Raw genomic sequence first — 14,996 nt, forward strand, 5'->3', positions numbered from 1 at the left:
GGCCCGCGCCGGGACGCGCCGCGGCCACCGGCAGGGCGGTCGCGCCGGGACGCGCGGCGAGGTCGGCGGCCTCCCGCAGCAGCATCGCGGTCGCCTCCGCGGAGAGCCGGTCCTCGGGCCGCTGGCGCAGCAGGCCCTCGATGACCGGGGTCAGCGCGCCGGCGCGCTCCGGGCGCGCGTAGTCGCCGAGCAGCACGGCCAGCATGGACGCGAGGGCGTGACAGCGCAGGAACGGGGAGAACCCCTCGACCGCCGTGTAGAGGGTCGCGCCGAGCGACCACAGGTCGGACGCCTCAAGGCTCGGGAGGCCGTTGACGCGTTCGGGCGGCAGGTAGGCGGGGGACCCCTCGATGCCCGCGACCAGCGTCTCGCCCGCCTCGCGGCCCCGGTCCATGTGCACGGCCAGCCCGAAGTCGGTGAGCAGGACCCGCCCGTCCTCGCAGATGAGGACGTTGCTGGGCTTGACATCGCGGTGCAGGATCCCGGCCGCGTGCGCGGCGCGCAGCACCGACAGGACGTCGGCGCCGATCTCGGCGGCGCGGCGCACGCCGAGCGGCCCGCACTCGGCGATGAGCCCGTGCAGCGACCGCGACTCCAGGAACTCCATGACGATCCAGGGGCGGCCGTCCTCGACGATGAGGTCGTGGACGGCGACCACGCCGGGATGTCTCAGGGCGGCGGTGGCGCGCGCCTCGCCGAGCAGCCGCCGGCACAGGACCTTGCGCTCGGCCTCGGTGATGCGCTCGGGGAGGTGGACCTCCTTGACCGCGACGTCGCGGTCGAGCATCTCGTCGTAAGCCCGCCAGACGGTGCCCATGCCGCCCCTGCCGACCACAGAGAGCAGGCGATACCGTCGGGCGAGCGGTATCAGCCGATCCCCTTTCATGGGGTCGTTATGCGCCCGGACGCGCTCAAGCCACGCCCCGTCCGGGCCAATCATTTCTTGACCGCGCCACGCTTGCGCTCATGAGGGGCGGCGGCTCTCGCCCTGCCCGCCGGGAACACCGGCGCCCGCGCCCCCCGGACGGGGGACGCGGACGCCGGGCACGGAACGGCAAAAAGCGGCTTATGGTGCGGTTCCGGCGGGCGGCCGTCCGTGCTCGCCGCGGCTCAGCGCGGCAGCGGCGTGAAGGTGATGGACGTGCGGACGCCGCTGTCGATCAGGCGCCCGTCCGGCCCGAAGGTACCGAGCCCGAAGTCGTTGTCGTTGATCACCGCGAGCGTGCGGCGGTCCGACAGCGCGATGCCCTCGATCTTCCCGGGAATGCCCGGGACCTTCGCCAGGTCCACGGTCAGGGACTTGGGCAGCGCCGTGACCCCGGCGGGCACCTCCGCCGACTTCTCCAGCGAGGGCGTGGTCGCCTCGTCGTCCCAGCGCGACCCGAGGATGTCGGTCGCCTTGCGCAGGTCCACGGTGTAGACGCGGGCGACCTTGTCGGTGCGCTCGTCGACCAGGATCCGGTTCTTGTCGAGCGCGGTCAGCCCGGACAGCTTCATCTCGTTCTGGTTCCCGCAGGAGACCGGGTCGAAGGAGCACACGTCCTCGAACCGGTAGACGTACTCGCCCGACACCTGGCCCTTGCCCAGGTCGAACCGCAGGATCCGGCCGTTGCGGGACGCCTTGTAGGTCTTCTTGTCCGGGTTCGACAGCGGGCTCTGCACCGCCACGTACAGCGACTTGCCGTCCGGGGAGATCGTCAGCCCCTCGAACCCGCGGTTGTAGGTCCGCTTGTTGAGGATCGCGGGCAGCGTCGCCTTCACGGGGTAGCTCGGCCGCCCCGTCCAGCCCTGCGGCACGTACCGCTCGATGACCCGGCCGCGCCGGTCGAGGTGCAGCAGCGAGGGCCCGTACTCCTCGGCCACCCAGAACTCGCCGTCCTTGGTGCGGACGAGCCCCTCGGAGTCGATGCCGTCGGGGTTGAACGCCAGCCGCTTCTGCCCGTCGAAGCTGTACGGCGCGTCCTCACGGCCCTCGACGTTCGGCAGGCCGGTCACCGGCCGGCCCTCCCGGTTCGTGATCGGCAGCGCCCGGGTGATCTTGATGCCGTCCTTGCGCACCCGGAGCTTGACGATCACCGGGTCGAAGCCGGGCACGGGGAAGGTGACGCGCTCCTCGCCGCCGACCGTGACGGCGCCGTTCGGCCCCCGGTCGGTGACCGCCCAGAACTCGTCCGGGCCGTCGCCCTTGTCGTGGAAGAGGTCACTGCCGACGCCGCCGAGGGCCACGCCCCGGTCGTCGTCGATCGAGCCGGGCAGCAGCGTGTTCTGGAAGGGGGCGAGCGGGATCCGCGGGAGCACCGCGACGCCCTCCCGGGCGTCGTGGGTTGCGGCGGAGGCCGTCCCGGCGAGGACGGACGCCGGCAGGAGGCAGGCGGCGAGGGCGCCCGCGAGCGCGGTGGTGCGAACCGATGAGCGATGTGTCACAGGCGGACCGTAGGGGCGCCGGATGACCGACGGATGATGCCCAGGTGAAGGACGGGTCGCCGGCCCGACGTCCGGGGGCGCCGAATCCGGCCACGCGGGCTGTTCTTACACGGCTCTTATCCGGGTACCGGCATGCTTAGCCGTAACGATTTCGCATCAGACCGGGGGTAGTGGTGAGCGCAGGCGCGATGGCGTGGACGCCGCCGACATGGGAGGAGATCGTCAGCGAGCACTCGACCCGGGTGTTCCGGCTGGCGTACCGCCTCACCGGCAACCGGCACGACGCGGAGGACCTGACCCAGGACGTCTTCATCCGGGTCTTCCGCTCGCTGTCGAGCTACAGCCCCGGCACGTTCGAAGGCTGGCTGCACCGCATCACGACCAACTTGTTCCTGGACCGTGCCCGGCGCAAGCAGCGCATCCGCTTCGACGCGCTCGGCGACGACGCCGCCGAGCGGCTCCAGGGCCGCGAGCCGAGCCCGGCCCAGGCCTACGACGAACGCCACCTCGACGCCGACATCCAGCGCGCCCTCGACGGCCTCGCCCCCGAGTACCGCGCCGCCGTCGTCCTGTGCGACATCGAGGGCCTCACCTACGAGGAGATCGCCGCCTCCCTGGGCGTGAAGCTCGGGACCGTCCGCTCGCGCATCCACCGGGGCCGCGCCCAGCTGCGCGCCGCGCTGGAGCACCGCCGTCCCGCCGAGGTGGTGACGAGCGCCACCGGCGACCGGTGAGCCGCTCCTGACCCGCTGGACCACCGCACCGACGCCTTTCCGCGCCCGGAATCGGGGCCGCTGAAGCCGGGTGCGCCGATCGGGAACATCGGATGCTTGACACATGTTTGAGCCCTCAACTAACCTCACCACTGGTAGTTGAAGATTCAAGAAGCATCCACATTGGGAGAGCACATGAGCATCGCCACCAGCGCCCCCGGACTGACGGCCGGCACCTGGAACATCGACCCCGCGCACTCCGAGGTGACCTTCACGATCCGGCACCTGATGAGCAAGGTGCGCGGCAGCTTCACCGACTTCACCGGCGCCGTGCGGATCGACGAGGACCTCGCGCGCTCCACCGCGACCGCCGAGATCCAGGTGGCCTCGCTCGACACCCGCAACGCCGACCGCGACGCCCACGTCCGGACCTCGGACGTGCTGGACGTCGAGAACCACCCGACGATGACCTTCGCCACGACGGGCGTCCGCAGCGAGGGCGGCGCGCACTACCTGGACGGCGACCTCACCATCAAGGGTGTCACCCGCCCGGTGAGCCTGGAGGTCGAGTTCAACGGCGTCGGCGAGGACCCGTGGGGCGGGACCCGCGCCGGGTTCTCCGCGTCCACCACCATCAACCGCAAGGACTGGGGCATCGAGTTCAACGTGCCCCTCAAGGGCGAAGGCGCCCTCCTCGGCGACAAGGTCGACCTCCACCTGGAGGTCCAGGCCGTACTCGCCTCCTGACCCGGCCCAGGACGCTCGCCCGGCGGCCCACACCGCGAACGGGCCGCGCGAGCACCGCACCACGATCCGCCCGGGTGAGGCTCGGCTCCGGCTCCGCCTCACCCCGGGCGCGTGGCGCACCCGCATGACGACCCGGGCCGCTCCCCGGGGCGTCGCCCCCACATGCGGACCACATGCGGACCACATGCAGACACCGTCACGAGGCCGTGTGCGTGGGGAGGCGGAGAACGAAACGGGCGCCCGGGACGCCGTCCGGCTGGTCCTCCACCCGCAGGCTGCCGTCGTGGGCGTGCGCGATCTCCCGGGCGATCGCGAGACCGAGGCCCGTCCCGCCGGCCCCGCGGCTGCGCGCGCTGTCGAGCCGGGTGAACCGCTCGAAGACGCGCTCGCGATCCCGCCCGGGGATGCCCGCGCCGTCGTCGGTGACCGCCATCAGCGCCTGCCCGTCCACCGCCGACACCTCGACGAACACGACCTCGTCGGCGTACCGCTCGGCGTTGTCGAGCAGGTTCCCGAGCAGCCGGACGAGCTGCATCCGCACCCCCCGCACCCGCACGCCGCCCGCGAGGTCGGTGCGGATCTTCAACGCGAACGCGCGGCGGCCGATCTCCGCCTCCGCCAGCGCCGCCAGATCGATGGTCTCCTGCGCGGCGGTGCCGCCCGTCCCGATCCGGGCGAGCAGGAGCAGGTCGGTGACGATGGACTCCAGCCGGTCGGTGTCGTGCAGCGCCGACTCGACCACCGCCCGCAGGTCGTTGTCCTCGGGATGCATCGAGGCGTCCTCAAGGTTGGCGCGAAGCCCCGCGATGGGCGTGCGCAGCTCGTGCGAGGCGTCCGAGGCGAACTGACGCTGCCGGCCGACGGCGTGCTCCAGCCGGTCCAGGGTCGCGTTCGCGGTGCGGGCGAGCTGGGCGATCTCGTCCTCGCCCGGCGGCTCGGGCACCCGGCGGCTCAGGTCGCTGGCACTGATCTCGGCGAGCTGGGCCCGGATCGCCTCCACCGGGCCGAGGGTACGGCCGACGACATGCCAGGTGATCCAGGAGGCGAGCGCCGCCAGCGCCAGCACGCTCCCCGCGAGCAGCGCCTCCAGCAGTCCGTTCACCAGGAAGGACGGCAGCTCCTTGGAGGCGTAGACGACGACGGAGTCGGGCGCGGTCGTGGCCCGGATCGCCTCCACCACCAGGCACTCCCGGTCCGGCCAGCGGCCCCGGCACACGATGAGGTCGCGGACCCGCAGGGTCCGCGACGGCCACACCGTGCTCACCGGCGTGCGGCCCGCGGCGCCGGGCGTCGCGTCCAGAACGTGGCCGCCCTTCCCGACCACCTGGACCGGAATCCGCCCGCCGCTGTCGTCGGGGATCGGGGTGGCCAGCGTCCCGTCCCGGACGCCGCCGCTGGCCAGCCGCGCCTCGGTCTGCACCTCGCGGAGCAGGTCCGCCTTCACCGACTGCCGCACGGCGAGATCGAGCCCGCCCGCGGTGGCCCCGAACACCAGGAGGGCGAGCACCGCGGCGACCAACGTGTCCCTGGCCCTGATCGAGCGCGGGCGTATCCGCATTCGCCTCCCCTTCAGCGGCGCCTGCACGTACCGTGCGGCGCCGCCCGGGGGGTGGCCGCCGATCCCGGCGGCGACGGTGGGCCTCGCCGTCCCCACAGACTGTCACGTTCTCGTGGGTGCGCACCCGGACGTCCCCAACGCTACCGACGAGTCAGCGATCGAGGACCCAAAACAGCGTGTCGGGTTTTTACCTCCCTCCACCGGGACATCCCGTTTGATGACGGTTCCCTCCAAAGCACAGGGACGGACACATGGGCAGGGACGTGGCCTCGGCCACCATCAGCGGCGAGGATCGGCGGCGCTACAGGGACAAGGTCCGCAGATGCCTTGACGTGCTCGCCCGCATGCTCGGCGAGTCACAGTTCGAGTTCGAGCGCCCCCACATCGGCCTGGAGATCGAGCTGAACCTGATCGACGCCCTCGGCGATCCGCTGATGCGCAACGCCGACGTCCTCAAGGCGATCGCCGACCCCGCCTGGGCGACCGAACTCGGCCAGTTCAACCTTGAGATCAACATCCCGCCGCGCGAGCTCGGCGGCGCGGGCACCGGCGCGCTGGAGGCGGAGGTCGGCGACCACATGAACCACGCCGACCGGCGCGCCCGTGAACTGGACGGCCGGCTCCTCATGATCGGCATCCTGCCGACGTTGCGGCGCACCGACATCGGCGAGGAGACGATCTCCTCCAACGCCCGCTACAAGATGCTGAACGACCAGATCTTCGCGGCGCGCGGCGAGGAGCTGCACATCGCGATCGACGGGCCCGAGCCCCTGCGCATGCACGCCGACTGCATCACCCCCGAGGCCGCCTGTACCAGCGTGCAGTTCCACCTCCAGGTCAGCCCCGACCAGTTCGGCGCCTACTGGAACGCCGCCCAGGCCCTCGCCGGACCCCAGGTCGCCATGGCCTGCAACTCCCCCTTCCTCTTCGGGCACCGGCTCTGGCACGAGACCCGCATCACGCTGTTCGAGCAGGCCACCGACACCCGCCCCGACGAGCTGAAGGCCCAGGGCGTCCGCCCCCGCGTCTGGTTCGGCGAACGCTGGGTCACCTCCGTTTTCGATCTTTTCGAAGAGAACAGCCGCTACTTTCCCGCGTTGCTCCCCCTTTGCGACGAGGAGGACCCGGAGGCCGTGCTCGACAAGGGCGGCATCCCCGAGCTGGGCGAGCTCAGCCTCCACAACGGCACGATCTACCGCTGGAACCGCCCCATCTACGCCGTCGTCAAGGGCCGTCCCCACCTGCGCGTCGAGAACCGCGTCCTGCCCGCCGGCCCGACCGTCGTCGACGTCGTCGCCAACGGCGCGTTCTACTACGGCGTCGTCCGGATGCTGGCCGAGGAGGAAAGGCCCGTCTGGTCGCGCATGTCGTTCGCCTCCGCCGAGGAGAACCTCCACCGCGCCGCCCGCTCGGGCATGGACGCCACCCTGTACTGGCCCGGACTCGGCGAGGTGCCCGCCCCCGAACTCATCCTGCGCACCCTGTTGCCCCTCGCCCACGAGGGCCTGGACCGCTGGGGCGTCGACCCCGGCCGCCGCGACCGGCTCCTCGGCATCATCGAAGGCCGCTGCCTGACCGGCCGCACCGGCTCCGCCTGGCAGATCGAGACCGTCCGCTCGATCGAGGAGTCGTCCTCCGTCACCCGCCACGAGGCCCTGCGCCTCATGACCCGCGCCTACGCCGACCACATGGCCACCGGCGCCCCCGTCCACACGTGGGCGTACGGGCTGTAATTCTGCGATCTCGGCCCACTGCGCTCGTCTGGCGGCTCGCTCCGTGACCGATCTCGTGCGGGCGCGAATCGCTTCGCGATCTTCCCGGCGGGGCTCGCCTCCGGCGTCGCCCCGCCGGTCAGGTAGCGCGCCCGCGTGACGGCCGAGGCGGGCGTCCCCGCCCGCATCCGGTCATCACCACTGGTCGTCGAAATGGGGTTGGCGTGTGGTGGTGTGTCGGATCTTCACAGGTTCGGCACACGGTGGGCGTATCGCGCACATGCCGGGCGCCTAAAGTGCGCGTATGACAGCTGACGCGCCGCGCATCCTCCTCGTCGAGGACGAGCCGACGATCGCGCGGGCGGTCGCGGACCGGCTGGCGGCCGAGGGGTTCGCCGTGGACACCGCCGCCGACGGCCCCGCGGCGGTCGAGCGGGCCCGCGCCGGGGAGCCGCACCTCATCGTCCTGGACGTGATGCTGCCCGGGTTCGACGGCCTGGAGGTGTGCCGCCGCGTGCAGGCCGAACGGCCGGTGCCGGTGCTCATGCTGACCGCCCGCGACGACGAGACGGACCTGCTCGTCGGCCTCGGCGTCGGCGCCGACGACTACGTGACCAAGCCGTTCAGCATGCGCGAGCTCGTCGCCCGCATCCGCGCGGTGCTGCGCCGCGTCGAGCGGCCCGCGGCCGGCGGCGGGCCCGCGCCGGTGCGCGTCGGGCCGCTGGAACTGGACGCGCGCGCCCGCCGGGTCCGCCGCGACGGGCGCGAGGTCCACCTCACGCCGACCGAGTTCGACCTGCTCGCCTGCCTCGCCCGCAACCGGGGCGCGGTGCTGACCCGCGCCGTCCTGCTCGAACAGGTCTGGGACTGGGCGGACGCGTCCGGGACGCGGGTGGTCGACAGCCACGTCAAGGCTCTGCGCCGCAAGCTCGGCCCCGACCTCATCCGCACCGTGCACGGCGTCGGGTACAGCCTGGAGGCCGCGTCGTGACCACCGGGGAGCCGCGGGTCGTCCACCGGCTGTGGGCGAGGCTGCCGCGCCCGCTGGACCCGCTGCGCTCGATCAAGGTGAAGTTCGGCGTCGTCGTGGTCGTGACGGCATGCGTCGCCGTCCTCATCGTGCTGTGGGGGTACCCGCTGGGCTTCCGGGCCCGGCAGACGATGCCGGTCGGCGTCCTCATCTCGCTCGGCGTGATCCAGCTCCTCGCGCACGGGATGACCGCGCCGCTGCGCGAGATGACGGCCGCAGCCAGGGCGATGGCGCGCGGCGACTACAGCCGCCGGGTCCGCGCCACGTCCCGCGACGAGGTCGGCGAGCTGGCCCAGGCGTTCAACCGGATGGCCGCCGACCTCGCCGAGGTCGACCGGCAGCGCCGCGAGTTCGTCGCGAACGTCTCGCACGAACTGCGCACCCCGATCAGCGCGCTGCGGGCCGTCTTGGAGAACGTCGCGGACGGCGTCACCCCCGCGACCCCCGAGGTGCTGGACTCGGCGCTGGAGCAGACCGAGCGGCTCGGCCGGCTCGTCACGCAGCTGCTGGACCTGTCCCGGGTCGACGCGGGCGCCGCCGCCCTGGACCTCGACCGGCTCGACGTCGCCGCGTTCGTCGCCGACGTCGTCGCCGAGGCCGCGGCGGGGCACCCGGACGCGGCGTTCGAACCCGACGTCACGCCCGGCCTGCGGGCCGTCGCCGACCGCGACCGGCTCCACCAGGTCGTCGCGAACCTGCTGGACAACGCCGCCCGGCACGGCCCGCCCGGCCGGCCCGTCACGGTCACCGCGCGCCCGGGGAGCGCACCGGGCGGTCTCGTCCTGGAGGTCGCCGACGAGGGCCCCGGCATCCCGCCGGAGGAGCGCGCCCGCGTCTTCGAGCGGTTCTCCCGCGGCGCCGCGCCCGGCCTCCGCGCCGGGACGCCCGGCGGCGGCACCGGCCTCGGCCTCGCCATCGCCCGCTGGGCCACGGACCTGCACGGCGGCGACATCACCGTCCTCGACACCCCGGGCGGCTGCCGCATCCGCGTCACCCTCCCACCCCGCACCCCCACCCTCCCCTAACAGGCTGAGGCACCCGGCCGAGACCCGCGCCGTGCCGGATCGGGCGAGCCGCCAGGCGAGCGAAGTGGGCCGGGCTTGAAATCAACACGACTCGTGGAGGGTGAGGAGGGTGTAGGCGGCGACGGTCGAGTCGTCGGTGATTCGGCCGTCCCGGATCATCGCGGTGAACTCGGCCCGTGGCACCCAGCGCTGGCGCATGTCCTGTTCCTCCGGCTCGCGGTCGGCCTCGCCGGCCCGCAGGCCGGTCGCGAGGAAGACGTCGAAGCCCTGGCCGCTCGTCCCGTGGGAGCAGTTCAGGTAGCCGAGGTGGGTGAGGGTCTCGGCGCGCAGGCCGGTCTCCTCGGCCAGCTCGATCCGCGCGACGTCGGCCGGGGCGGCGGTCCGCCGGCCGGGCAGCGACCCCTGCGGGAAGTTCCAGCTGCGGCGGCCGATGGGGTAGCGGTACTCCTCGACGAGGTGGAACCCGCCGCGCTCCGCCGGGATCACCAGCACGAAGTCGGGTTTGTCGACGACGCCGTAGATGCCGCGCGACCCGTCCGGCCGCTCGACCTCGTCCTCACGGACGACCATCCACGGGTTCTCGTACACCACCCGCGTGCTCACCTGGCGGACCGCGGGCTCCTCGTGCTCCGTGCCGTCCGCCATGTCAGGCCCCCGATCCGTACCGGTAGACGAGCTCGTGCCGGTCGCCGACCACCACCCGATGCGTGACCTCGACGATACGTTCGCGCTGGTCGTAGGCGCGGCGCCACAGGGTCAGGACGGGCTGCTCGGAGCCGATCCCCAGCGCCTCCCGCTCGCCCGTGCGCGGCAGGCGGCACGTCACCGACTCCTCGAACAGGATCCGGTACCCCGCCTCCTCCAGCCGCGAGTAGATCCCGCCGGGGCCGGTGTCGACCTGGCGGAGCACCGGGATGCGCTCCACGACGTCCATCGCGACCCATGTGGTGGCGAGCTGGACGGGCGGCTCGTCCTCGACGCCCTGGACCCGCGCCCGCTCCAGCAGCCGCGTCCCGGCGGGCACCTCCAGGCGGCGGGCCAGCCGCGCGTCCGCCTCCACCTCGCGGACGGACGTGCGGGTGAACGGCCGCCGCCCGTCCGACCGGGCGGACACGTGGAACCCGCGCCACTCGCCGACCTGCCGGGTGATGTCGGCCGCCGCGCGGCGCACCGGCGGCGCCGGCCGCACCTGCGTCCCGGCGCCCTGCCTGGCCAGCACGAGCCCCTGTTCGGCGAGCATCCGCAGCGCCCGCCGCACCGTCGAGCGGTCGGCGGCGAACTCCCGCGCCAGCTCCCGCTCGGAGGGCAGCCACGCGCCCGGCTCCAGTTCTCCCTCGACGATGCGGGCGGCCAGTGAGCTCGTGATCGCCTGCGACTTGGTGGGGGGACGCGCCATACCACGCTCCGAACTCGTACGTGACCTCACACCGTACTCCGCGGCCCCGGGGACCCGGGCCGCGCCGGAGAACGGCGGGCTCGCCGAGGTCAGGGGCGGCGTGCGGCACGGTCTCCGGGCCGGAGGGCGATCCGGGGTCCGGTGGCCGGTCGAAGGCCACCGGGCGGTGGGCGGGAGGTGCGTCATGGGCTGCGGTCGCCTTCCCCCTGGCGACCGCGTGCCCGTCCATCACCTTCCCGGTTCGGTGCTCCCGTCCCCGGCGAAGATCCGTTCCATGATCCCGCGCCGGTGCCTTCCCTGGTAGACCGTCTCGGGGCCCTGCCCGTCCCCGAGCTCGGCGAGGTAACGGCTCTCGGCGTCGATCAGGAGTTCCAGCTCACCGCGGTCGAGGAAGACGCCCTTGCACCCCGGGCACTCCTCGATCACGACCCCGTGGCGTTCGTGGGAGCCGAGTTCCGACTCGCACTTCGGACACTGCAGCGTCGCGTCTGACATACCGGATCCCCTGTCCGTAACGGCAGCGTTTACTGTCAGCGGGTCAGCTTAGTGACACGAGCGCCCATTTGGCACGGCAGAGGACGGACGATCAATCGAATCGGGTGTCCGGAACCGGCGAGCCGACAATCGGGTCGGTCCCGGCCCGTTCCACGGCGCGAGGCTCAGTCAACGTGCCGTCCGACCTCCAATGCCTCCTGCAACGCGCGCTCGAAGGCGATCCGGCGCCGCCACAGCCCGACGCAGGCGGCGGCCCACAGCAGCCCGATCTCCGCGACGAGGATGATGCCGAGCACGACGGCCCAGTCCGTCCCGTCGCCGCGCTGCGATCCGGCCGGGGAGACCAGTGTCATCTGGCCCTCCCCGCCCGCGGTCTGGGACCGCGGCGGAACGATGGGCGGCAGGTTGCGCGTCTGCCCGTTCCACGGCGCGTTCAGCGGCGGCAGGACGGCCGCGTTCGGACCCGGCGGCTGAGCGCCCGCGGGCGGATGCGGAGCGACGGGCACCTGTGGTGCCCCTGGAGCCTGCGGCGCTTCAGGCACCGCGGGCTGTGCGGGCTGTGCGGGTGCGGGTGCGGTGTCCCAGCCTGGCGAGACCTCGGGATCGCGGCGCTTTCGTGGTTTCTCGCCATGGCAGGGAGCACCGCTCCATGTGATCCAGCTACCGTCATAGGTTCGATAGCACCGCCCCTTACCGGCCCCGCCACCATGCGATGGACTGCGGCCGTGATGCGCCTTAGCGCTGTGATGCGTCTTGCCACCGTGATCGGGCCTGGGGCTGTGATGAGGCTTGGTGCTGTGATGCGCCTCGCCGCTGTGATTGGCCTTTCCACAGGATCTGCCGCCGCACGCCCCCGTGGCGTGCTTACCGCTGTGGGTCGCCTTGCCTTCGTGGGACGGCTTCAGGTTGTGCGGGTGATGCCCGCTTGTGCGGGGCTTGCCCGGCTTGCCGTGGGACGGAGTGCCGTGCGGCGGCTTCCCGGGATGGGCGGGCTCGCGAGGCGTGCATGGCCTGCCGCCCACTCCACTGGCCTTGCCGCTGTTGCACTCGCCTGTGCCGCCCTTGTGGGGCTTGGCGCCCTTGCTCGGCTTCCCAACGGGCTTTTCGGAGGCGCTGGGCTTCCCGCTCGGGGGTCCCTGGGCGTCCGGTTCGCTCGGCTTGCAGAGTCCGTTTCCCGAGGCCGGTTCGCCGCCCGCGCACGCGGCGAGGGTCGGCGACTCCACGGGCACGGGCCCGCCCGACGCGCACGGCGGCCCGGCCGCGCCGTCCGGAGCGGCGCCGTCCTCGCAGGTCGCGGTGATCTTCCCGTCCTGCGCGGTGCAGGGCTCAGCCCCGAAGCGGCCATGCGGGACGGCCGGCGGGACGTGCGGGCGGGCTCCGGCCGGCGACCGGAAGACCGAGGCGGACCGCCCGTCCGTCCCTCCGGCAGGAGCGGCGGTCCTGGGGTCCTCAAGGCAGCCCCCCGCACCGGCCACGGGCTCGGGGCGGCCGTTCGAGAGGTCGATCACCACGCGCGCCGACCGTCGCGGCGCGTTGGTCGCCTCGGCCGCCAGCGTGACGCTCAGCGCCTTGGCGGACGGGGTCGCGACGGCCGATGCGGGAAGACGCAGCGACGCGAACCGTTCGTGAGCGTCCGTGTCGACGTCCCCGAGAAGGCATTGCACCTGCTGGCCGGACACCGCGCAGTCCGGCGAACGCATCGTCCAGGACAAGGGTTTCTGGGCCGTCAGGGTCAGGACGGTGTTGTGGGCCGTCCCACCTTGGGCGTGGACGTGCGCGGTGTACTTCAGGCTGTAGCCGGGACCGGAGGACTGCTCACCGGCGGCCGTCAGGGCGGTGACCAGACGTACCTCGGACAGGCTTCGATCGGACTGGAACCAGGATCGTGGCAAGGCTCCCCTGGACGGGCCCGCGGCCACGACCGACGGTACGGCGAGCACGCCGCCCGCCAGGATCACGACCCACCGGCAACTCCAGACCCACTGGAATGGACGCAAGGTACTGTGCGTCCTACGTCCCCCCGTTTGCACCCTTTCCCCTCTCGCAGTTACCTGCTGCCAGGGGGGCGGCGCCGTCGCGCCAGGCGTAGAGAGTTATTGCCACCCGGTGGCTCTCAGTAACGTGGCACCCCTCTTTCGCACAGCGAAATCACTTTTCCGTAGAATCGGGTGGTCGCGAGGAGAGGAGACGCGGTGGCGGAGGCCGTACGGTCCCTGGAGCGCGCGTTCGACCTGCTGGAACATCTGGCGGACGCGGGCGGTGAGATGGCCCTGTCGGAGCTGACGGAGGTCTCCGGGCTGCCGATGCCGACCATCTACCGGCTGATGCGCACGCTGGTGAACCAGGGGTACGTGCGCCAGGAGCCGTCCAAGCGGTACGCGCTCGGGCCGCGGCTCATCCGGCTCGGCGAGGGCGCGAGCCGCCTGCTCGGGTCATGGGCGCGCCCGGTGCTGGCCCAATTGGTACAGGAGGTCGGCGAGACCGCCAACATGGCGGTTCTGGAGGGCGACGAGGCCGTGTACGTCGCCCAGGTGCCGTCCAAGCACTCCATGCGCATGTTCACCGAGGTGGGACGGCGTGTGCAGCCGCACTGCACCGGCGTGGGCAAGGCACTGCTCTCCCAGCTTTCCGAAGCGAGGGTCAGGGAGATCCTCACCCGGACGGGCATGGTGGCCCACACCCCCACCACCATCACCGACCCCGGCGCTCTTCTGGCGCAGCTGGAGCGGATCCGCGAGCAGGGGTACGCGCTGGACGACGAGGAGAAGGAGATCGGCGTCCGCTGTGTCGCGGTGCCCCTGCGGGGGGCGCCCGCACTGACCGCGCTCTCCGTGTCCGGGCCGTCCGCCCGGATGACCCATGAGGCCATCGCCGAGGCCGTCCCCATCATGCGGGACGCCGCAGAGCGTTTCGCCAAGGAACTGGGCCCCTCCTAGGCAACGAAAAGGCGAGACCACCCGAGGGTGGTCTCGCCCTAGCGGAGACGGGTCAGTCGAGCGGTTCACCGACGATGACGCTGGGGCGCCCACCGCGCTCCCACGTGACGAAGTCGCCCGCGGACTTCACGAGCAACGCCAACAGCCACAGGGCCATGCCGGTGTCGTCGACGATGCCGACGACCGGGAACACGTCGGGGATGGCGTCGATCGGGGACACGATGTAGACGAGCCCGAGCACGAGCATGCCGAGCGTCCCGAAGGACATGCCCTTGTAGCGCCCGCGCAACACCGCCTTCACCATCCGTGGGACGGCGCGTACCCGCTCCCAGAGGCCGGGCGCGCCGGGCTGAAGGGTCTCGTTGTAGATCTGCCAGGCCTGCCCGGCGGCGGCCGCACTTCGCTTCCTGTCCACAGGCATTCCTCCTCTGGCGTACAGGGGGCGCACCCCCGCTGCACCCACGACTCTCTTGGACGCGGCGAATGCCGGAAATGTTCCCTCGACCGCGTCCTGGGGCGCGGGTCACGGACGACCCGCCCCGGGGGCTTCGTAATGATCGTCGTATCCCGGCGCGGCACACCGGCCGATCAGTCAGAGAACCGGTTACCTGAGGTGAGTTCTTCATCACTTCCGCGTGCGGGCTGCGATGATCGGCCCGCATCCGGGCCCGTCCGCTGGGATTATGGCGCCGGACACCTCGGGTTCACGGGAGGGAGCGCCGCCTCCCCTGGCCCGGCCTCCAGGCACGACCGGCACCGCCCGTCGAGCACCGCAGGAGCTGACGTACGACATGAGCGGCGACCATACGGACCGTCCCGACCTCGCCCCGACCGGCCCGCGCCACGGTCGGGAGCCCGCCGGGGCGCACGCGCGTCCCGCGCACCTGCCCGTCCACGGCACCGCCGCGGGCACCGGCTACGTCGCCCTGCCCCCGACCGCGGTGGACGCGGAGGCGGCCC

The 14,996-nt window shown here is 72.5% G+C and carries 14 protein-coding genes; 6 read left to right on the forward strand and 8 right to left on the reverse strand.

Annotated features, from left to right (window positions below; genetic code table 11):
- Together E1291_RS30285 and E1291_RS30290 are read right to left on the reverse strand one after the other, a co-directional pair.
- On the reverse strand, positions 1-835 hold an 835-nt coding region (locus E1291_RS30285; RefSeq protein ID WP_165495352.1), incomplete at its 3' end, for a serine/threonine-protein kinase.
- A gap of 275 nt (positions 836-1,110) precedes the next feature.
- Positions 1,111-2,424, reverse strand: coding sequence for an esterase-like activity of phytase family protein (locus E1291_RS30290; protein ID WP_207401019.1), 1,314 nt, complete (start codon positions 2,422-2,424; stop codon positions 1,111-1,113).
- A 188-nt stretch (positions 2,425-2,612) separates the two neighbouring features.
- Between E1291_RS30290 and sigE the strand changes: the two genes are divergently transcribed.
- Entirely contained in the window at positions 2,613-3,158 is a 546-nt protein-coding gene (gene sigE, locus E1291_RS30295) for an RNA polymerase sigma factor SigE (protein WP_131741508.1), read from the forward strand.
- 174 nt (positions 3,159-3,332) lie between these two features.
- Positions 3,333-3,884, forward strand: a complete 552-nt coding sequence (locus tag E1291_RS30300) for a YceI family protein (RefSeq protein WP_131741497.1) — start codon at positions 3,333-3,335, stop codon at positions 3,882-3,884.
- A gap of 196 nt (positions 3,885-4,080) precedes the next feature.
- On the opposite strand, the gene E1291_RS30305 is transcribed toward E1291_RS30300, so the two are convergent.
- Positions 4,081-5,442: a sensor histidine kinase gene (locus E1291_RS30305; protein WP_131741498.1), complete on the reverse strand. Its 1,362-nt coding sequence runs from the start codon at positions 5,440-5,442 to the stop codon at positions 4,081-4,083.
- A gap of 251 nt (positions 5,443-5,693) precedes the next feature.
- On the opposite strand from E1291_RS30305, the gene E1291_RS30310 reads away from it, so the two are divergent.
- The 3 genes from E1291_RS30310 to E1291_RS30320 all read left to right on the forward strand — a co-directional run bounded on the left by E1291_RS30310 (position 5,694) and on the right by E1291_RS30320 (position 9,209).
- Entirely contained in the window at positions 5,694-7,175 is a 1,482-nt protein-coding gene (locus tag E1291_RS30310; protein ID WP_131741499.1) for a glutamate-cysteine ligase family protein, read from the forward strand.
- Between the two features lie 283 nt (positions 7,176-7,458).
- On the forward strand, positions 7,459-8,145 hold the full coding sequence (locus tag E1291_RS30315) for a response regulator transcription factor (protein ID WP_131741500.1): 687 nt from the start codon (positions 7,459-7,461) through the stop codon (positions 8,143-8,145).
- Positions 8,142-9,209 (forward strand): HAMP domain-containing sensor histidine kinase, encoded by a 1,068-nt coding sequence (locus E1291_RS30320; protein ID WP_131741501.1) that lies wholly within the window; start codon positions 8,142-8,144, stop codon positions 9,207-9,209. Before E1291_RS30315 ends, E1291_RS30320 begins: the two co-directional genes overlap by 4 nt.
- An 81-nt stretch (positions 9,210-9,290) precedes the next feature.
- On the opposite strand, the gene E1291_RS30325 is transcribed toward E1291_RS30320, so the two are convergent.
- From E1291_RS30325 to E1291_RS30340, 4 genes are all read right to left on the reverse strand, one after another.
- On the reverse strand, positions 9,291-9,854 hold the full coding sequence (locus E1291_RS30325) for an NUDIX domain-containing protein (protein ID WP_131741502.1): 564 nt from the start codon (positions 9,852-9,854) through the stop codon (positions 9,291-9,293).
- Between the two features lies 1 nt (position 9,855).
- The gene (locus E1291_RS30330; RefSeq protein WP_165495353.1) at positions 9,856-10,605 is read right to left on the reverse strand and encodes a GntR family transcriptional regulator; all 750 of its coding nucleotides are present in this window, start codon (positions 10,603-10,605) and stop codon (positions 9,856-9,858) included.
- 228 nt (positions 10,606-10,833) lie between these two features.
- Complete coding sequence (locus E1291_RS30335) at positions 10,834-11,100, reverse strand: TFIIB-type zinc ribbon-containing protein (RefSeq protein WP_131741504.1); 267 nt, start codon at positions 11,098-11,100, stop codon at positions 10,834-10,836.
- Positions 11,101-11,264: 164 nt separating this feature from the next.
- Positions 11,265-11,606 (reverse strand): hypothetical protein, encoded by a 342-nt coding sequence (locus E1291_RS30340; RefSeq protein ID WP_131741505.1) that lies wholly within the window; start codon positions 11,604-11,606, stop codon positions 11,265-11,267.
- A 1,686-nt stretch (positions 11,607-13,292) separates the two neighbouring features.
- Here E1291_RS30340 and E1291_RS30345 point away from each other — a divergent pair.
- Complete coding sequence (locus tag E1291_RS30345; RefSeq protein ID WP_165495354.1) at positions 13,293-14,036, forward strand: IclR family transcriptional regulator; 744 nt, start codon at positions 13,293-13,295, stop codon at positions 14,034-14,036.
- Between the two features lie 52 nt (positions 14,037-14,088).
- On the opposite strand, the gene E1291_RS30350 is transcribed toward E1291_RS30345, so the two are convergent.
- On the reverse strand, positions 14,089-14,451 hold the full coding sequence (locus tag E1291_RS30350; protein ID WP_131741506.1) for a YkvA family protein: 363 nt from the start codon (positions 14,449-14,451) through the stop codon (positions 14,089-14,091).
- Between the last annotated feature and the right edge of the window lie 545 nt (positions 14,452-14,996).

It is taken from the genome of Actinomadura roseirufa, from assembly GCF_900659635.1.
Lineage (GTDB): Bacteria > Actinomycetota > Actinomycetes > Streptosporangiales > Streptosporangiaceae > Spirillospora > Spirillospora roseirufa.